General features: G+C 56.6%; 15 protein-coding genes, 4 tRNA genes and 1 pseudogene. 5 read left to right on the top strand and 15 right to left on the bottom strand.

Features of this window, described 5'->3' with window-relative positions; all coding sequences use genetic code 11:
- Positions 1–312 precede the first annotated feature (312 nt).
- Together ACA079_RS09250 and ACA079_RS09245 are read left to right on the top strand one after the other, a co-directional pair.
- A complete protein-coding gene (locus tag ACA079_RS09250; RefSeq protein ID WP_497703293.1) occupies positions 313–1,443 on the top strand; it encodes a carbon-nitrogen hydrolase family protein in 1,131 nt (376 codons plus the stop codon).
- Between the two features lie 3 nt (positions 1,444–1,446).
- Positions 1,447–2,487 (top strand): AraC family transcriptional regulator, encoded by a 1,041-nt coding sequence (locus ACA079_RS09245; RefSeq protein WP_497703292.1) that lies wholly within the window; start codon positions 1,447–1,449, stop codon positions 2,485–2,487.
- Positions 2,488–2,837: 350 nt separating this feature from the next.
- On the opposite strand, the gene ACA079_RS09240 is transcribed toward ACA079_RS09245, so the two are convergent.
- The 11 genes from ACA079_RS09240 to ACA079_RS09190 all read right to left on the bottom strand — a co-directional run bounded on the left by ACA079_RS09240 (position 2,838) and on the right by ACA079_RS09190 (position 13,296).
- Positions 2,838–3,665: a DUF2242 domain-containing protein gene (locus tag ACA079_RS09240; RefSeq protein ID WP_497703291.1), complete on the bottom strand. Its 828-nt coding sequence runs from the start codon at positions 3,663–3,665 to the stop codon at positions 2,838–2,840.
- A 229-nt stretch (positions 3,666–3,894) separates the two neighbouring features.
- On the bottom strand, positions 3,895–5,766 hold the full coding sequence (locus ACA079_RS09235; protein WP_497703290.1) for a SurA N-terminal domain-containing protein: 1,872 nt from the start codon (positions 5,764–5,766) through the stop codon (positions 3,895–3,897).
- 233 nt (positions 5,767–5,999) lie between these two features.
- A complete protein-coding gene (locus tag ACA079_RS09230) occupies positions 6,000–6,272 on the bottom strand; it encodes an HU family DNA-binding protein (protein ID WP_002552737.1) in 273 nt (90 codons plus the stop codon).
- 147 nt (positions 6,273–6,419) lie between these two features.
- The gene (gene lon / locus ACA079_RS09225; RefSeq protein WP_497703289.1) at positions 6,420–8,816 is read right to left on the bottom strand and encodes an endopeptidase La; all 2,397 of its coding nucleotides are present in this window, start codon (positions 8,814–8,816) and stop codon (positions 6,420–6,422) included.
- 161 nt (positions 8,817–8,977) lie between these two features.
- Positions 8,978–10,261 carry an ATP-dependent Clp protease ATP-binding subunit ClpX gene (gene clpX, locus ACA079_RS09220; RefSeq protein ID WP_007946893.1) on the bottom strand — a complete coding sequence of 428 codons (1,284 nt, stop codon included), beginning with the start codon at positions 10,259–10,261 and terminating at the stop codon, positions 8,978–8,980.
- A 112-nt stretch (positions 10,262–10,373) separates the two neighbouring features.
- Positions 10,374–11,009 (bottom strand): ATP-dependent Clp endopeptidase proteolytic subunit ClpP, encoded by a 636-nt coding sequence (gene clpP, locus ACA079_RS09215; protein WP_033057292.1) that lies wholly within the window; start codon positions 11,007–11,009, stop codon positions 10,374–10,376.
- A 93-nt stretch (positions 11,010–11,102) separates the two neighbouring features.
- A complete protein-coding gene (gene tig / locus ACA079_RS09210) occupies positions 11,103–12,413 on the bottom strand; it encodes a trigger factor (RefSeq protein ID WP_046047576.1) in 1,311 nt (436 codons plus the stop codon).
- Positions 12,414–12,816: 403 nt separating this feature from the next.
- A tRNA-His gene (locus ACA079_RS09205) sits at positions 12,817–12,892 on the bottom strand.
- 77 nt (positions 12,893–12,969) lie between these two features.
- A tRNA-Leu gene (locus ACA079_RS09200) sits at positions 12,970–13,054 on the bottom strand.
- A gap of 57 nt (positions 13,055–13,111) precedes the next feature.
- Positions 13,112–13,187, bottom strand: a tRNA-His gene (locus tag ACA079_RS09195).
- A gap of 32 nt (positions 13,188–13,219) precedes the next feature.
- Positions 13,220–13,296 (bottom strand) — tRNA-Arg (locus tag ACA079_RS09190).
- A gap of 275 nt (positions 13,297–13,571) precedes the next feature.
- On the opposite strand from ACA079_RS09190, the gene folD reads away from it, so the two are divergent.
- Positions 13,572–14,426: a bifunctional methylenetetrahydrofolate dehydrogenase/methenyltetrahydrofolate cyclohydrolase FolD gene (folD, locus tag ACA079_RS09185; RefSeq protein WP_497703288.1), complete on the top strand. Its 855-nt coding sequence runs from the start codon at positions 13,572–13,574 to the stop codon at positions 14,424–14,426.
- A 238-nt stretch (positions 14,427–14,664) separates the two neighbouring features.
- A complete protein-coding gene (pbpG, locus tag ACA079_RS09180) occupies positions 14,665–15,603 on the top strand; it encodes a D-alanyl-D-alanine endopeptidase (protein ID WP_497703287.1) in 939 nt (312 codons plus the stop codon).
- A gap of 54 nt (positions 15,604–15,657) precedes the next feature.
- Here the strand turns inward: pbpG and ACA079_RS09175 are convergent, their stop codons facing one another.
- The 3 genes and pseudogenes from ACA079_RS09175 to ACA079_RS09165 form a co-directional block, all read right to left on the bottom strand.
- The gene (locus tag ACA079_RS09175; protein WP_140680193.1) at positions 15,658–15,873 is read right to left on the bottom strand and encodes a hypothetical protein; all 216 of its coding nucleotides are present in this window, start codon (positions 15,871–15,873) and stop codon (positions 15,658–15,660) included.
- Between the two features lie 17 nt (positions 15,874–15,890).
- Complete coding sequence (locus tag ACA079_RS09170) at positions 15,891–16,097, bottom strand: DUF6021 family protein (protein WP_497703286.1); 207 nt, start codon at positions 16,095–16,097, stop codon at positions 15,891–15,893.
- Between the two features lie 94 nt (positions 16,098–16,191).
- Positions 16,192–16,921 (bottom strand): annotated as a pseudogene (locus ACA079_RS09165) (peptidase C39 family protein).
- Between the two features lie 167 nt (positions 16,922–17,088).
- On the opposite strand from ACA079_RS09165, the gene ACA079_RS09160 reads away from it, so the two are divergent.
- The gene (locus ACA079_RS09160; RefSeq protein ID WP_165934015.1) at positions 17,089–17,256 is read left to right on the top strand and encodes a hypothetical protein; all 168 of its coding nucleotides are present in this window, start codon (positions 17,089–17,091) and stop codon (positions 17,254–17,256) included.
- A gap of 77 nt (positions 17,257–17,333) precedes the next feature.
- Here the strand turns inward: ACA079_RS09160 and ACA079_RS09155 are convergent, their stop codons facing one another.
- The gene (locus ACA079_RS09155; protein ID WP_497703285.1) at positions 17,334–18,083 is read right to left on the bottom strand and encodes a TerC family protein; all 750 of its coding nucleotides are present in this window, start codon (positions 18,081–18,083) and stop codon (positions 17,334–17,336) included.
- Between the last annotated feature and the right edge of the window lie 17 nt (positions 18,084–18,100).

Genomic DNA, 18,100 nt, shown 5'->3' with positions numbered 1-18,100 from the left:
CTTAGCTCTTTAGCTCCTTTGAGCACTGCTGCTGATCTGCAAGAAGTCACTAAAAACGATCGAAATATCGTTTAATAAAAATTTCAAACTCAAACCAGTCGTACGTCGCTACGTGCTTGTAAATTTTTTTTGCTCCATATAGGTGTATCGTCTTCACTGCCAGAGCTCACGAACCTTACCAATCTCACATTAGGTGCAAATTTAATTTTAAGAGAGATGGAAACTTCGCCGCCAACCCATTGATTTGCTGTAGCCATCGATTTTAATCATAATGAAAACTTATGCCTGCACACGGCCGTTGACTGTTTCCCCATGCGCAAACTTCTGTACCTGACCTTCTCCATGGCATTGATTGCCGCCCTTACGACCTACGCCATGTGGGCCGCGGACCGTCCGGTGGGTCACTACCTGTCGGACCTGCGGATCAACCTCGCGGTCGACCAAGGCATACCCGCTGATCGCGGCAATTTGCTGGGCATCCAGCCCGAGCTCTTTCCCACCGACTATCAAAGCTCCGAGCGCCTGCACCGCAAGCTGGCGGCCTATTTGCAGAAGGCCCAGGACCAGGGCCTGCTGAACGAAAAAACCATCGTCGTCCTGCCCGAACATGTCGGCACATGGTTGATGGTCAGCGGCGAGAAAGATGAGCTGTACCAGGCGACCACGCTCAAGGAAGCCATGAACTGGCTGGCGGTCAGTAACCCGCTGAAGTTTGTCCGCGCGCTGATCAGCGCCAAGGGCGACAAACGTCTGGACGACGCGCATCTGCGCATGAAGGCCAAAGGTATGGCCAAGGACTACCAGGCTCTGTTTGGTGGTCTGGCGAAAGAATTCCACGTGACGTTGGTGGCGGGCTCCATCGTGCTGCCCGAGCCCAGCGTCATCGACGGCACCCTGAAAATCGGCCGCGGCGCGTTGTACAACAGCAGCGTGGTATTCGGTCGCGATGGCCTGCCGATCGGCCAACCCCAGCGCCAGATGCACCCGATTTTCGATGAACATGAAGTCATCGCCGCCAATGGCGAGCATACGCTCAACGTCGTCGACACCCCGGCCGGACGCCTGGGTGTGCTGATCGGCAGCGACAGCTGGTACCCGGACAATTACCGCAAGCTCGACGACCAGGGTGCGCAATTCGTCGCGGTCCCGGCGTTTGTGATCGGGCGCGGCACCTGGGACAAACCGTGGCGCGGTTACAAGGGACTGTCGACGCCTGGCTCCGTCAGTCTCAAGGCCGGGGAGCTCAGCGAAGGCCAGGCCTGGCATCGTCTGACACTCACCGCTCAACCGCCCAGCAGCCAGGCAATCGCCGGCATGAGCGTGTTCCTGCGCGGTCAGTTCTGGGATCAGGGCAGCGCCGGTCAAAGTTTTCTCAGCAGCAACGGGCAGCAGTTCGCCGACGGCAATGCCCGTGGCGCGCGTTTGCTGAACCTCTGGTTGTAAGCGATGAAACCGTTGCCGATGCGCCTCGGCGATCTGTCGGTGGGCTTTGTTCATAGCCTGGCCGACGCCGTGCGCAGCCACGGTGCAGACCCTCAGCCGCTACTCGAACAATACGGTCTCGACGCCGCTCGCCTCAGCGAAGCAGGCGCCCGGCTCTCGATCCCGCGCTACATGCGCCTGGGCCACAGCGCCATTCAACTGACCGACAACCCGGCACTTGGCTTGCGTATGGGTCAGCTCAGTCGCCTGAGCCAGGTCGGCCTGGCCGGGGTCACGGCCGCTCAGGCGCCAACGGTGCGAGAAGCCGCGCGATGCCTGATTCGCTTCGAAGCCTTGTATGGCTCCAACTATCGCGGTCAATCGAGCTTTCACGAAGACGCCCAAGGTGCCTGGCTGCGGTTTTATTCCATCAGCCCTTACAACGCCTACAACCGCTTCGTGGTGGATTCGATCATCGCTGGCTGGTTGCAACAATTGTCCAGCATAAGCCCTGCCCCGTTGCGGGCCGAACGCATCGAGATCGAGTTTGATGAGCCAGATTACCGCACGGCTTATGAAGTGCTGGGCGACTGCCCGATCCAGTTCGGCAGTGAGCACAATCAACTCCGCTTGAGCCTTGCCAGCCTCGCCCAACGCAACCCGGAACACTGCCCGAGCACCTGGCGACACTTGCTGCAACTGTGTGAGCGGGAACTGGAGCAACTGACACGCACCCGCAGCCTGCGTGAACGCATCACTCAGCTACTGGGGCCATTGCTCAATGGTGGCCGGGAACCCGACCTGGAAGAAGTGGCGGCACGCCTGAAGCTACCGACCTGGACCTTGCGCCGCAAACTCGCCGAGGAAGGCACGCAATTTCGCGCGATCCTCAATGACACGCGTCGCGACCTGGCCATGACCTACATCCGCGATACCGAACTGGCGTTCGGAGAAATCGCCTACCTGCTGGGCTTTGCCTCAGCCGAAGCCTTTCAACGGGCCTTCAAACGCTGGAGCGGCCAGACTCCCGGCGAGTTTCGCCGCAGTCATCGCCAATCCGCTTGACGCTTACAGCTCGGTAGCGTCTTCGGCCGGTTCCAGCGGGTCCAGTTCAAACGCCTGATACTCGAGCAGCTCTTCTTGATATTCGTCCATTTTGAATCCCCCACAGCTCGTTGAAAAAAACGCCTGAATAAATGACCAGCGCCCCGAGCATAAAGTGCCCACGTGAAAGAAAAATGACGCAGGCACACCGCTCAGCGGCTACTTAATAAAACGTAGCAGGCCGTCAGGAATTTATCACAGGATTTTTTCGATACAGGCCGTAGGACAACGGCCTGGGTTGACGCGGATCAATTTAAAAGCCGCTGCGCGATCGGTGTCGTCTGACCCGATCCCGCAGCGTCAGAGCACGATTACTGGCCAGATACAGGAATTGCCGAAATAGGCTCGGTGGGTGGAGGCAGGCTTGATTGGGGCGGCGGAGTGACCGTTTCCGTGGACGATGCAGGTTCGCTGTTCTCGGCCGGAGCAATCGGAGCGGCTTCAGGCGGCGGTGCAACCGGCTCAGAGGCTGCTGGAGCAGCTTCGGCAGGTGCCGGCGCAGGTTCTGCCGCAGGTGCCGGGGTCGGCGCCAACGTAGCCGGTGCGGGCTTGGCTTCAGGCACGCCGAGATCGGGTTTCGGCTTATCCTTGATGTGCGCGGCCTTTTTCGCTTCCGGCGGCAGGAACAACTCGACCAGGGTGAAGAACCGCTCGTAGAACTTGGGCGACGATACGGTTTCGCTGGCGACCTTGACCATAGAGTCGTCGGACGAGCCGATCGGCATCGACACAGAACCCAGCACGCCTACACCAACGCTGGCGGAATTGTTGGTCTTCTTCAGCGCATAACGGTCCTGCAGGGCGTTGGCGAACATGGTCGCGTGGAGCCCCTCACTGCCGTCATCGGCACAGACCACACTGAAGCTGATCTCCATGTGGCTCTCGCCGGTCTGCTGGAAGCTTTTGTGTCCGCTGACCAGTTTCGGGTCAGAGCTGGTGATGATGTAGCCCTGGCTGAGCAACGCCCGACGGGCGGCTTCGCACGTCTGCGCATCCGTCACCGGGTAGCTGCGCGAAAACGTTCCGGAGTCATCGAAGTTCTCATGCTCGTAGATAGGGGTTTTCTTCGACGAGCAGCCGGCCGCGGCGGCCAGCACCAACGCCAGCCCGGCAACACGCATGGGAAATGATTTAAACATTGAACATCCTGAGGAAAACGGTCCGGGGCGTATTGTGCAACAGATCGATGCTTAGCGGAGTATCGATTAGTGTCTTAAAACAGTTACAAGTGTACTGACTGTCATTTACAGGAAAAAGTCGCGCGGTAAACACTCAGGCGACGGGTAACCCGCGCTGCTTTTGTTTCGCCCATAAAAAACCCCAGCCTTTCGGCCGGGGTCTTTGTGTCGCGCAAAACTCAGTCAGGCATCAGAAGCGTTTGATCTCAGCCTGGCTTTCCAGCAGTTTGCGGTAGGCCGCAAAGTCTTGCTGGCCAATGCGCGAAGCGAGGAAGCGACGGTATTGAGCCTTCTCTTCTTCGGTCGGCGCAGCCGCTTCGTTCACGCCGTTCAGACGCACAATCACCAGGCTACCATCGGCCAAGGTCACGCTGCTGAAGGTTGGCTTGTCCTTGGCGACAGGTTTCGGCATGCGGAACAGCGCCTGCAGCACGGTTGGGTCAACCCCTTCCTGGCCACGAGTGGCTGCCTGGGTCACTTTCCAGCTCTGACCGTCGATAGCCTTGTCCAGCGGAGTCTTGCCATCGCGCAGGCTGACAATCAGCTCTTCAGCCTTGGTCTTGGCGGCAGCACTGGCGTGCTCCTTGGCCAATTGCACGCGAATACTGGCAGCTACGCTTTCGAGCGGCAGTTGCGCAGGCTTCAGGTGCTCCTTGGCGCGCAGCACGATCACGGTTTCCGGATCGAGCTCGATGGCGGTGCTGTTGGCACCCTCATCCAGCACTTCAGGGCTGAACGCAGCAGTGATCACGGCACGGTTGGCCGCAACACCTTCGCCACCTTCACGGCCGAACGGTTTGGACGTATGAACAGTGAGCTTCAGGTCCTGCGCCGGCTGAGCCAGATCGGAGGCTTCGAACGACGAGTCTTCCAGTTGCTTGGTCGCCTCGACGAAACGTTGTTCGACCTGCTGGGTTTTCAGCTCACGGGTCAGCTTGTCTTTCAGGCTGGCGAGCGTCGGCACTTCAGGCGCTTCGACACCCAACAGCTTGATCAGGTGGAAACCGAAGTCAGTGCGGATCGGTGCCGAGACCTGATCCTTGGCCAACGCATACAGCGCTGTTTCGAAGGCTGGATCGTAGACGCCAGGACCGGCATAGCCGAGGTCACCGCCGTTGTTGGCCGAACCCGGATCCTGGGAGAACTCCTTGGCCAGAGCCTCGAACTTCTCGCCTTTTGCCAGACGTGCCTGGATCTCTTCGATCTTGGCCTTGGCTTGCGCTTCGGTCACCTTGTCGTTCACTTCGATCAGAATGTGCGCAGCCCGGCGTTGCTCGGACAGGTTCGCGGTTTCTTTCTGATACGCCGCTTGCAGGTCTTCGTCCTTGACGCTGACCTGATCAAAGAAGGAAGCCTTCTTCAACTCCAGGTAATCAATGACCACCTGATCCGGCGTCATGAATTCCTTGGCGTGTTCGTCGTAGTAGGCTTTGACTTCATCGTCGGTCAGCTTCACAGCCGCCGGGTCAGCCTTGACGTTCAGCGAAGCGAAATCGCGGGTCTGTTTTTCCAGACGGGCGAATGCCAGAACCTGTGCGTCGGTGACGAAACCGCTTCCTGCCAGACCAGCGCGCAGCTGACCGATCAGCATTTCCTGAGCCAGCATCTGGCGGAATTGCATGCGGCTGTAGCCGAGTTGGCGAATAACCTGGTCGAAACGCTCAGAGCTGAACTTGCCATCAACCTGGAATTCCGGCGTCTGCAGGATCACCTGGTCCAAAGCAGCTTCGGAAAAAGCGAACTTCGAGTTTTCTGCGCCTTGCAGCAGCAGCTTGCGGTCGATCAGGCCTTTGAGGGCCGATTCGCGCAGCATTTTTTCGTCGAGCAAGGAAGCATCGAAATCCTTGCCCAGCTGTTGCATGAGCTGACGGCGTTGCATATCGACCGCCTGGCTCAGCTCGTTCTGGCTGATTTCTTCGCCATTGACCTTGGCCGCATCATTACGATGCGTCGTGGCCTGAAAAATGGCGTCGAAACCGGTCAAAGCCATCAGTGCAACGATGACCCCGATAATGGTCTTGGCAATCCAGCCTTGTGAATTGTCCCTGATATTCTGCAGCATGCGTCCCCCAGAAACGGTTGAACTTCAAAATTAGGCAACCGTGGAGCGTGGGTAGAATCCGGATAGAAGAAAGGCGCATCCGAGGATGCGCCTTCTCGTAACTGGCGGAGCGGACCGATGACTCGAACTTGCGAGCCTCGGCGTCTCGGATCGGCGACTCGCCGACTGGACTACCGCTCCGCTGCCAGGTCAGGCATGACCCCGACCCGGATAGGCAAAAACCTGAATCGAACTTAGTTGACAGCTTCTTTCAGTGCTTTACCGGCTTTGAAACCTGGTTTTTTAGCAGCTGCAATTTCCAGCGTCTTACCGGTCTGTGGGTTACGACCAATGCGAGCTGGACGATCAGTTACGGAGAAAGTACCGAAACCAACCAGAACAACAGAGTCGCCAGCCTTGAGAGCGCCAGTGACGGATTCGATTACAGCGTCCAGCGCACGGCCAGCAGCAGCTTTCGGGATATCAGCGGATGCAGCGATAGCATCAATCAGTTCCGACTTGTTCACTCTAAGTCCCCTTATATCTATTTGAGTATGATTCTAAGTTTTTTGGTGAAAGCAAAAACGAGTGCTGAATGGCCTACAGACACTTAAGAGCCGCTTTATAACAAGGGCTCTAAAAAGCTGTCAACAAGCCACCCAGGCAAATGCGTACTAATGCGTGCTAATTCTTTCCTTAGAGTCAGACTCGCGTTTTTCATCCTTTGCAACTATCTCTGGAGCTACATCTGGCAAGGGCTCCGGCGCGTATTGCAGCGCAATTTGCAGGACCTCGTCAATCCATTTAACCGGTTTAATCTGCAGATCTTGCTTGATATTGTCAGGAATTTCCTTCAGATCGCGTACGTTCTCTTCAGGAATGATCACCGTCTTGATTCCGCCACGGTGAGCAGCGAGCAGTTTTTCTTTCAAACCGCCAATCGCCAACACCTGACCACGCAGGGTAATTTCGCCAGTCATGGCGACGTCCGCGCGCACTGGGATCCCGGTCAATGCCGACACCAGAGCCGTGCACATGCCCACACCGGCGCTAGGGCCGTCCTTCGGGGTCGCCCCTTCCGGCATGTGGATATGCGTGTCGCGCTTCTCGTGGAAGTCCAGGGGAATCCCCAGGCTCTTCGCGCGACTGCGAACAACAGTCAGGGCCGCAGTGATCGATTCGACCATGACGTCACCCAAGGAACCGGTCTTGATCAACTGGCCTTTACCCGGTACGACGGCGGCTTCGATAGTCAGCAATTCGCCGCCCACCTGAGTCCACGCCAGCCCGGTGACCTGACCGATCTGATCCTGCGATTCGGCCAGACCGTAGCGGAATTTGCGCACGCCCAGGAAGTGTTCCAGCATCTCGGCAGTGACCTTCACCGAGAAGCGTTTTTCCATTGAATGCTCTTTGACCGCCTTGCGGCAAACCTTGGCAATCTGGCGCTCCAGCCCACGTACACCGGCTTCGCGGGTGTAGTAGCGGATGATGTCACGGATCGCCTCGGCGTCGAATTCCAGCTCGCCTTTTTTCAAGCCGTTAGCCGTAATCTGCTTAGGCGAAAGGTATTTGACGGCGATGTTGATCTTTTCGTCTTCGGTGTAACCCGGCAGACGAATCACTTCCATCCGGTCCAGCAAGGCTGGTGGAATGTTCATGGAGTTCGAGGTGCAAAGGAACATCACATCGGACAGGTCGTAGTCGACTTCCAGATAGTGATCGTTGAAGTTGTGGTTCTGCTCAGGGTCGAGCACTTCCAACAACGCCGACGCCGGATCGCCACGCATGTCGCTGCCCATTTTGTCGATTTCATCGAGCAGGAACAGCGGGTTGCGGACGCCCACTTTTGTCATCTTTTGAATCAATCTTCCTGGCATCGAACCGATATAAGTACGGCGATGACCACGAATTTCCGCTTCATCACGCACGCCACCGAGGGCCATGCGCACGAATTTGCGGTTGGTGGCGTGAGCAATCGACTCCGCCAGAGAGGTTTTACCCACCCCAGGAGGACCGACCAGGCACAACACCGGACCACGAATTTTCTTCACCCGTTTTTGCACGGCGAGGTATTCGAGGATCCGCTCTTTGACTTCTTCCAGACCATAGTGGTCTGCATCGAGAATGTCTTCAGCGCGCGCCAGATCCAGGCGCACTTTGCTCTGAGCCTTCCACGGCACCTGAACCAGCCAGTCAATATACGAGCGCACCACGGTCGCTTCCGCAGACATTGGCGACATTTGTTTTAACTTGTTCAGTTCACCCTGGGCTTTGGCCAAGGCATCTTTCGGCAGACCGGCGGCATCGATGCGCTTTTTCAGCTCTTCGATTTCGTTGTGGCCTTCGTCGCTGTCGCCGAGCTCTTTCTGAATGGCCTTCATCTGCTCATTCAGGTAGTACTCGCGCTGGCTGCGCTCCATTTGTTTTTTGACGCGACCACGAATGCGTTTTTCGACTTGCAGCAGGTCGATCTCGGCATCCAGCAACGCCAGAACGTGCTCGACCCGGGCCGACAAATCAATGATTTCGAGGATTTCCTGCTTCTGCTCGATCTTCAGGGCCATGTGTGCGGCCATGGTGTCGACCAGGCGGCCTGGTTCGTCGATGCTGTTGAGCGACGACAGGACTTCAGCCGGGACTTTCTTGCCCAGCTGCACATATTGTTCGAACTGAGCCAGCAGACTGCGTACGAACACTTCCGACTCGCGCTCTGGCGCGTCGACTTCGTCTATCAATGAGACTTCGGCACGGCAGTGGCCGTCCACTTCGCTGAAACGCTCAACAGCGCCCCGCTGCTCACCTTCGACCAAGACCTTGACCGTGCCGTCAGGCAGCTTGAGCAGCTGTAGAACGGTAGCAATGGTACCTACGCGATAAAGTGCTTCTTCACCGGGATCGTCGTCAGCAGGGTTTCTCTGAGCCAGCAGAAGGATCTGCTTGTCGCCCGTCATCGCTGCCTCGAGGGCTTCGATGGATTTCTCGCGCCCCACGAACAGCGGGATAACCATGTGCGGATAAACCACAACATCACGCAATGGCAGGAGAGGCAATTCGATGGTTGTCTTCATGATTTCGCCTCTACGGCGGCCATAAGGCCGTAAACAGATGGAAGTGAGCTTGAAACCAAGATGGGGGCTACCTTCAAAAAAAACAAGCTTAAAGAAGGTGTTAAAACGCGCAAATAGCAAAGGGGCCCGAAGGCCCCTTCTTTATTCCAGCAGCGTGACGCTTAGGCGTCTGGCGCTGCCTTGGCAGCCGGCTCACTGTTTTCGTAGATATACAGTGGCTTGGACTTGCCTTCTATAACGCTTTCGTCGATCACTACTTTACTCACCTCGGACTGCGAGGGGATTTCATACATAGTGTCGAGCAATACACCTTCGAGAATCGAACGCAGTCCACGGGCACCGGTTTTGCGTTCCAGGGCACGTTTGGCGACCGATTTCAGAGCGTCGGCCCGGAATTCCAGGTCCACACCTTCCATCTCGAACAGCTTGGCATACTGTTTGGTCAGAGCATTTTTCGGCTCGGTGAGAATCTGCATCAACGCAGCCTCATCAAGCTCGTCCAGCGTGGCAAGTACAGGCAGACGACCGACGAATTCCGGGATCAGACCGAACTTGACCAAATCGTCAGGCTCGACTTCACGCAGGGACTCACCGACTTTCTTGCCTTCTTCCTTGCTGCGCACTTCCGCGTTGAAACCGATGCCGCCCTTGGTGGAACGGTTTTGAATAACCTTTTCCAGACCGGAGAACGCACCACCGCAGATGAACAGGATGTTACGGGTGTCAACCTGAAGGAATTCCTGCTGCGGATGCTTGCGACCACCTTGCGGCGGAACGGAAGCGACCGTACCTTCGATCAACTTGAGCAGGGCCTGCTGCACGCCTTCACCGGAAACGTCCCGGGTGATCGACGGGTTGTCAGACTTGCGCGAAATCTTGTCGATCTCATCGATGTAGACAATGCCCATTTGGGCCTTTTCTACGTCGTAATCGCACTTCTGCAGCAGCTTCTGAATGATGTTTTCGACATCTTCACCCACGTAACCTGCCTCGGTGAGGGTGGTTGCGTCGGCGATGGTGAACGGAACGTTCAGCAAGCGGGCCAGTGTTTCGGCAAGCAGGGTTTTACCCGAGCCTGTCGGGCCGATCAGCAAGATGTTGCTCTTGCCGAGTTCGACGTCGTCATTCTTTTTGTCACGCTGATTCAGGCGCTTGTAGTGGTTGTACACCGCTACGGCCAGAACCTTTTTCGCACGCTCCTGACCAATCACGTACTGATCAAGGATGCCGCTGATTTCTTTAGGCGAAGGCAATTTATGCGCGCTGCTTTCGGCCTGGGCTTCCTGCACCTCCTCACGGATGATGTCATTGCACAGGTCGACGCACTCGTCGCAGATAAAGACCGAGGGGCCGGCAATCAATTTGCGCACTTCATGCTGGCTTTTGCCACAGAAGGAGCAATAGAGCAGCTTGCCGTTGTCCTCGCCGTTGCGGGTGTCAGTCATTCGTTCGATCCAAATCCGATAGGCTTGCAACACAAGATGAAGGCTATTGCGGGCTTTTTCAAGCCCGCTGGTGATCGGACGCGCCGACCAACCTTATTTTGAGCTGCTTAATTTAAGCGGGGCGCTGACTGATCACTTCATCGATCAACCCGTATTCACGCGCTGCTTCTGCACTCATGAAATTATCGCGGTTGGTATCGCGCTCGATTTCTTCAAGAGTGTGCCCGCTATGCTTGGCCATCAGCGTGTTGAGACGCTCACGAATGAAGAGGATTTCCTTGGCATGGATTTCGATGTCCGAAGCCTGGCCCTGGAAACCGCCCAGTGGCTGGTGAATCATCACACGCGAGTTCGGCAGGCAGTAACGCTTGCCGGCGGCACCGGCCGTCAGTAGAAACGCACCCATGCTGCACGCTTGACCGATACAGGTGGTCGACACGTTTGGCTTGATGAACTGCATGGTGTCATAGATCGACATGCCCGCTGTCACCGAACCGCCCGGGGAGTTGATATAGAGATGGATGTCCTTGTCCGGGTTTTCCGCTTCAAGGAACAGCAGTTGCGCACAAATCAGGTTGGCCATGTAGTCCTCTACCGGACCAACCAGAAAGATCACTCGCTCCTTGAGAAGGCGCGAGTAGATGTCATAGGCGCGCTCGCCACGAGCAGATTGCTCGACAACCATCGGGACCAGGCCGCCAGCGGCCTGGATATCAGAGTTCTGCTGAATATACGAATTACGGAACATGCTCTGCAGTCACTCCCAAATAGTTATGTCTTGAATACGCATAAGCCAGCACGAAGGCTGGCTTATGGTGTGTACTTCTTACCGCAAAAACGATCAGTCGGCTTGTGGAGCTTCTACCGGCTTGACTGCTTCTTCGTAAGAGACCGATTTGTCGGTCACGCTAGCTTTCTGCAGAACAGTATCCACAACTTGTTCTTCCAGCACAACCGAACGGACTTCGTTCAGTTGCTGGTCGTTCTTGTAGTACCAAGACACAACCTGCTCAGGCTCCTGGTAAGCCGAAGCCATTTCCTGAATCATTTCACGAACGCGGGCTTCGTCAGGCTTAAGGTCGAATTGCTTGACCACTTCAGCCACGATCAGACCCAGCACAACGCGGCGCTTGGCTTGCTCTTCGAACAGCTCGGCCGGCAGTTGCTCAGGCTTGATGTTGCCACCGAACTGCTGAACAGCCTGCACGCGCAGACGGTCAACTTCGTTGGACAGCAGAGCCTTAGGCACTTCGATCGGGTTGGTGGCCAGCAGACCGTCCATTACCTGATTCTTGACCTTGGATTTGATCGCCTGACGCAGTTCACGCTCCATGTTCTTGCGAACTTCGGTGCGGAAGCCTTCCAGACCAGTTTCCTTGATGCCGAATTGAGCGAAGAATTCTTCGGTCAGTTCTGGCAGTTTTGGCTCGGAAACAGTGTTCACGGTCACGGTGAACTCAGCGGTTTTGCCTGCCAGGTCGAGGTTCTGATAGTCCTCTGGGAAGGTCAGGTTCAGAACGCGCTCTTCGCCGGCTTTAGCGCCAACCAGACCGTCTTCAAAACCAGGGATCATGCGGCCGGAACCCAGAACCAGCTGAGTACCTTTGGCGGAACCGCCAGCGAACACTTCACCGTCGACCTTGCCAACGAAATCGATGTTCAGCTGGTCTTCGTTTTGAGCAGCGCGATCGGCCACTTCGAAACGGGTGTTCTGCTTGCGCAGCACTTCCAGCATTTTGTCCAGATCGGCATCAGCCACGTCAGCGCTCAGGCGCTCAACCGCGATACCTTCGAAACCGGCAACGGTGAACTCAGGGAACACTTCGAAAATCGCGACGTATTCCAGGTCTTTGCCAGCTTCCAGCGATTTAGGCTCGATCGAAGGAGCGCCAGCCGGGTTCAGCTTCTGCTCAACGACAGCTTCGTAGAAAGAAGACTGGATCACGTCGCCGACCGCTTCCTGACGTGCATCAGCACCGAAACGGCGCTTGATTTCACTCATTGGCACTTTGCCTGGACGGAAGCCAGCAATCTTGGCCTTTTGGGCAGTCTGCTGCAGACGCTTGTTGACCTGAGTCTCGATGCGCTCAGCCGGCACGGTGATGCTCATGCGGCGCTCAAGAGCAGAAGTATTTTCAACAGAAACTTGCATGGATATTCCTCGTTGCACAGACGTTAGCCGGCCGTTTCCGACCCCAGAATCAAGGGCATGCATTCTAGTGGGTCAAACTCAAGAAGTCACCCTACTGAAAACGGGTAAAAAAGCAGCAGGCAATTTATAGGCGAGGGACAAACGGTTGTGCCTCGCCCTGTTAGCAAATACAGCCAGTCACGCCAGGGCTCTGCACCAATCCTTCTATATATAGAAGAAGTTGCCAATCATCTCCCTGACAGCCGGTCTTGCGAGCAAGGCCGGCGGGCGGCGCGGCATCATCGAGAAACATAAATACGACGAAACACCCCACCCCTGCGACCCAGGACATGCAGCCGATTGATACTCGAACCGCTAAAACAAAAAAGGCGCCAGACTGTTAAATCTGGCGCCTCTCGAAATATGGGGTGGACGAAGGGGATCGAACCCTCGACAACGGGAGTCACAATCCCGTGCTCTACCAACTGAGCTACGCCCACCATATTGCCTGACAAAGAAGCCAAAAACTCCCTTGCTGCGCCCCAACCAAACCAACCGGCCTGGGTGAAGCTTTATTTGGTGCGGATGAAGAGACTCGAACTCTTACACCTTGCGGCGCTGGAACCTAAATCCAGTGTGTCTACCAATTCCACCACATCCGCGGTTTGAAGCTGTTAAAGCAAAGGCGCCAGACTGTTAATCTGGCGCCTTTCGAAATATGGGGTGGACGAAGGGGATCGAACCCTCGACAACGGGAGTCACAATCCCGTGCTCTACCAACTGAGCTACGCCCACCATATTGCGCTACTTGTGCCAAAGCTGCCTAATGGCGCACCCGGCAGGACTCGAACCTGCGACCATCCGCTTAGAAGGCGGATGCTCTATCCAGCTGAGCTACGGGCGCCTTATTAATCTGTACTCTTGGAGGACTACAAACTAAGTGCTTTCCAGCCTCGCAGAATCACAATTCCGCTCGACCTTCTCATCCAGTGCTAGGCTGTGCCCGACAAGTGCGACGAATAGTATAGAGCGCCCCGAAGGCAGTCAAATCCTTTTTATAAAAAATTCATTTAATTAAAGGGGTTAGGGGAATTTGCAGACCAAGCGCCTTTGCCCTCACCTCATGACATGCGAGAATGCGTTCTCTTTTTTTCCCCTCTCGATGGTTAATCACGCGCAATGACTGCACAACTAATCGACGGCAAATCGATCGCCGCCAGCCTGCGCCAGCAGATCGCCAAACGCGTCAACGAGCGTCGCCAGCAAGGTCTGCGCACGCCCGGCCTCGCGGTGATCCTGGTCGGCAGCGATCCCGCCTCTCAGGTTTATGTCTCGCACAAGCGTAAAGACTGTGAAGAGGTCGGCTTCATTTCCCAAGCCTACGACCTGCCTTCCGAAACCACTCAAGAAGCGCTGACTGATCTGATCGACCGCCTGAACGACGACCCGGCGATTGATGGCGTTCTGCTTCAGCTTCCTCTACCTGAACACCTGGACGCCTCCAAATTGCTGGAGCGCATTCGTCCAGACAAGGACGTCGACGGTTTCCACCCTTATAACGTCGGCCGTCTGGCCCAGCGTATTCCGCTGCTGCGTCCGTGCACGCCTAAAGGCATCATGACGTTGCTGGAAAGCACCGGTGTCGATCTCTACGGGATGGACGCAGTGGTTGTCGGGGCCTCCAACATTGTTGGCCGCCCGATGGCAATGGAATTGCTGCTGGCCGGCTGCACCGTGACCGTCACCCACCGCTTCACCAAGGATCTGGCAGGCCACATCGGTCGCGCCGATCTGGTGGTGGTCGCCGCCGGCAAGCCGGGACTGGTAAAGGGTGAGTGGATCAAGGAAGGCGCGATCGTGATCGACGTCGGCATCAACCGCCAGGAAGACGGCAAACTGGTCGGTGACGTGATCTACGACACCGCCCTGCCCCGCGCCGGCTGGATCACTCCAGTCCCGGGTGGCGTTGGCCCGATGACCCGCGCTTGCCTGCTGGAAAACACGCTGTACGCAGCCGAAACACTGCACGGCTGAGTTCGCGTTTTCATTGCGGCGACAGACAAAGGAACCCCGCCATTGGCGGGGTTCTTTTTGCCTGAATTAAAAACGCTACCACTCGCCGGAAACCTACTGTTTGTAGGGGTTTTAAAGGACTTTGACCTGTTCATTGATCAACCATCGACAGTTCTTCAGCCATACTCCTAAAATGCGTCGTTTTTAAAGAAACAACCCGTTACAGAACGGCTTATCCACACCTAACGAGTCTGCCAGCGTGAAAATCCGTCTTTCCATCCTGAGCCTATTTTTTGCATTTACAGGGACTTTCACCACGCCAATGGTCAACGCTGCCGACACCACTTCGGCGCCGCGAGATACGTCATCACTGAAGATCGCTTCCGGCAGCGCATTGCTGATGGATCTGCAGACCAACAAAGTCATCTATGCCAGCAATCCTGACGTGGTTGTGCCGATTGCTTCCGTCAGCAAACTGATGACCGGGCTGATCGTGGTTGAAGCCAGGCAGAACATGGACGAATACATCTCCATCAACATCAGCGACACGCCGGAAATGAAAGGTGTGTTTTCCCGGGTGAAACTCAACAGCGAAATGCCGCGCAAGGAAATGCTGCTGATCGCCCTGATGTCCTCGGAAAACCGCGCGGCCGCGAGCCTGGCCCATCATTATCCGGGCGGCTACGTCGCGTTCATTGCCGCAATGAATGCCAAAGCGAAAGCACTCGGCATGACCAGCACGCACTTCGTCGAACCGACCGGCCTCTCCCCTCGCAACGTGTCCACGGCCCGCGACCTGAGCAAACTGCTGATCGCTGCGCACAAGTACCCACTGTTGACTGAGCTGAGTACGACCAAGGAAAAAACCGTCTCGTTCCGTAAACCCAACTACAGCCTGGGTTTCCGTAATACCGATCATTTGGTCAACAAGCCGAACTGGGACATCAAGCTGACGAAAACCGGCTTCACCAACGAGGCGGGTCACTGCCTGGTGCTGGTCACCAGCATGGGCAATCGCCCGGTTGCGCTGGTCATCCTCGACGCCTTTGGCAAGTACACGCACTTTGCCGATGCCAGTCGCATTCGCAGCTGGGTGGAAACCGGCAAGGGCACGAACGTGCCGTCTGTAGCCTTGCAGTACAAATCCGACAAGAACCTCAAGCATCGCCAGAGCGGCGTGGTTGAAGCGTCGAAATAACTAAACGACAAATAAAACAAAGCCCCGAATATTCGGGGCTTTTTTCGTCCAGCGTTAATCATTGGGCAACGGCATCTGGTCGTCATCTGGAATGCCGTCCCCGGCACTCGGATCTCTCGTGCCGTGAGGATGTTCCGTTGGCACTACCATCGGACGCGCCAAGGGGTCCCTTAACGGATCGTTCGGATCCATCACGGGGTCAATACCCTCTTCCGGCGTGGTTGGAACGCTGTCCGGACGTTTGTCGTTGAAACTCGAATCGGTAGACATACGCACCTCACTCAGGCTCAGAGTTTCAGATCTGCGAGTGGATCGTAAGGCTTCGCAGGCGCCTTGGGATTGTCGCCCGGCTTGACATCCCTCGGGGCCTTGGCGGGTCCGATGGGGTCGACCTGAGGATCGGCGAGGTCCGGTGAATCGGGGTCGAACCCCAACTCATCGCCCGAAGAATGCTCAGATGAGTGCGGGCCGACGGGGGTAGTGGAATGTGCCATGGGCGCCTCCTTTGAGTCTGGCCCGGAGAAATCCGGGCCCTACTTTGTTAGAGGTCGGCAACGTGCAGGGGTGCCCGACAGATGACGAACGGACTTATTGCGCGTTCAGCGCTTTCTTCGCCCTGGCGGCCGCCTGCTCCTGACCTGCCTGGGCAAGGTCGCTCGCGGCCTTGAGCCATCGCTGTTGATCGACATTGGCCGGCAGTTGATTCGGCTTCTGAATCAGCACGGCCCAGCCACCGGCATCCTTGAGCGCCGATTCAAACGAACCGAAACCCATCAACTCCCGACGATTCATGCCCGAGCGCAGCAGCACTGTCTGCTTCTGACGGTTGTACCCGGCAAGAATGGCGTAACGCGGTTCAGCCCAGAACGCCGAGCCTTCGGTGAAACGCACCATTACCGGGTAACCAGCCGCAACCTGGGTCAACAGTGCAGGCAGATTGCTGTCGAGGGGATAGACGACCATGCCGTACTCGCGAGCGAGGTTCTGCATGTTCTGCTGCAACTGGGCTTCGGCACCCGGCAAATGCAACGGTTTTTCGAGCAAGCCTGGCGTAATCACAATCCCTTGCTGGGACAACATGCTGGCCAGCACTTGCGGCCCACTCTGATTCGCCACGCCACGGTAGAACGTGCCACTGAGCTCGACTCGCTCCGGCAGGCGCTTGATTTCAGGCGCCACACTCCCCGCGCAGCCAGCCAGACCTGCAACGCAGCCAACGACCAGCACTAAAGATCGAATTCGAGAAAATACCCGCACCATCATCACTCTCTTGATTTAGACGCCAGGTATTCGCGCTCCCGGCTTGGCCGTCGATCATAGGACGCCGCGCGGCAGCGGTATAGCCTTAACCGGCAGATGATGGCATTCGATAGAGCGAACTGATTGGTCACGGCCGACCTTTGGTCAATAGCCTGAAACACAGCAGCGACTAGACTGTCATGTGCAAAGAGTGTGTGCCCGCAGCAGGGCGAAGAGGAGGCACTGATGAGCCTGACAATGACCATTGTGATGTTGATTTCTGGCTGGCTGGCCGTTGCCGCCGCCATGTTATGGGGGGTCCTGCGAATTACCCGCCGGCACCATCATCCGGCTCAGTCGACGCCGGTGGCGAAACCCGATAAAACCGCTGAACAGCACGCTACTGCGCACTGACCGACACCCTTATGTATCCAAATAAAAACGGCCCCCTGACTCTTTCGAGCACAGGCGGCCGTTTCGTTTAACGCGAGTTAAGCTTCAGCGGCTAAACGCTTCTGCTTCGACCGTCGCGACATCATGTTCAAACCCTCGATCGTCGCCGAGAACGCCATGGCCGCATACACGTAGCCTTTCGGTACATGGGCGCCGAAGCCTTCGGCGATCAGCGTCATGCCGATCATGATCAGGAAGCCCAGCGCCAGCATCACCACCGTCGGATTGTCGTTGATGAACTTGGCCAGAGGATCAGCCGCCAGCAACATCACCAGTACCGACACCACCACCGCGATGATCATGATCGGCAAATGCTCGGTCATGCCAACAGCGGTAATGATGCTGTCGATGGAGAACACCATGTCCAGCAGCAGGATCTGACCGATCGCGGCGGCGAAGCCCAGGGTCACGGTCGAGGTGGCCGACGTCGGATCATCCGGCGCAGGGTCCATGCTGTGATGGATCTCGGTGGTCGCCTTCCACAACAGGAACAGGCCGCCGGCGATCAGGATCATGTCCTTCCAGGAGAACGTCTGGCCGAAGATATCGATCACAGGCTCAGTCAACTGGACGATGAACGCGATGGTGCTCAACAGCGCCAGTCGCAGGATCAGCGCCATGCCGATACCAATGCGCCGCGCTTTCTGCCGGTGCTGCTCGGGCAGTTTATTGGTCAGGATCGAAATGAAGATCAGGTTATCGATGCCGAGCACGATTTCCATAACGATCAACGTAGCCAGGGCGACCCAGGCGGTGGGGCTTGCAGCAAGTTCTAAAAGGTATTCCATGGGTCAGTCCTGACTCT

The sequence above is a fragment of the Pseudomonas sp. LBUM1645 genome (assembly GCF_059716185.1).
The sequence above is the reverse complement of the archived record's forward strand: the minus strand, read 5'-3'. Positions and strand labels throughout refer to the sequence as shown.

Excerpts from the sequence above, each read along its gene's own strand:
- ACA079_RS09250 (WP_497703293.1), top strand. The coding sequence starts at position 313 with ATGCGCAAACTTCTGTACCTGACCTTCTCCATGGCATTGATTGCCGCC.
- ACA079_RS09245 (WP_497703292.1), top strand. The coding sequence starts at position 1,447 with ATGAAACCGTTGCCGATGCGCCTCGGCGATCTGTCGGTGGGCTTTGTT.
- ACA079_RS09240 (WP_497703291.1), bottom strand. The coding sequence starts at position 3,665 with ATGTTTAAATCATTTCCCATGCGTGTTGCCGGGCTGGCGTTGGTGCTG.
- ACA079_RS09235 (WP_497703290.1), bottom strand. The coding sequence starts at position 5,766 with ATGCTGCAGAATATCAGGGACAATTCACAAGGCTGGATTGCCAAGACC.
- lon (WP_497703289.1), bottom strand. The coding sequence starts at position 8,816 with ATGAAGACAACCATCGAATTGCCTCTCCTGCCATTGCGTGATGTTGTG.
- clpX (WP_007946893.1), bottom strand. The coding sequence starts at position 10,261 with ATGACTGACACCCGCAACGGCGAGGACAACGGCAAGCTGCTCTATTGC.
- clpP (WP_033057292.1), bottom strand. The coding sequence starts at position 11,009 with ATGTTCCGTAATTCGTATATTCAGCAGAACTCTGATATCCAGGCCGCT.
- tig (WP_046047576.1), bottom strand. The coding sequence starts at position 12,413 with ATGCAAGTTTCTGTTGAAAATACTTCTGCTCTTGAGCGCCGCATGAGC.
- folD (WP_497703288.1), top strand. The coding sequence starts at position 13,572 with ATGACTGCACAACTAATCGACGGCAAATCGATCGCCGCCAGCCTGCGC.
- ACA079_RS09175 (WP_140680193.1), bottom strand. The coding sequence starts at position 15,873 with ATGTCTACCGATTCGAGTTTCAACGACAAACGTCCGGACAGCGTTCCA.
- ACA079_RS09170 (WP_497703286.1), bottom strand. The coding sequence starts at position 16,097 with ATGGCACATTCCACTACCCCCGTCGGCCCGCACTCATCTGAGCATTCT.
- ACA079_RS09160 (WP_165934015.1), top strand. The coding sequence starts at position 17,089 with ATGAGCCTGACAATGACCATTGTGATGTTGATTTCTGGCTGGCTGGCC.
- ACA079_RS09155 (WP_497703285.1), bottom strand. The coding sequence starts at position 18,083 with ATGGAATACCTTTTAGAACTTGCTGCAAGCCCCACCGCCTGGGTCGCC.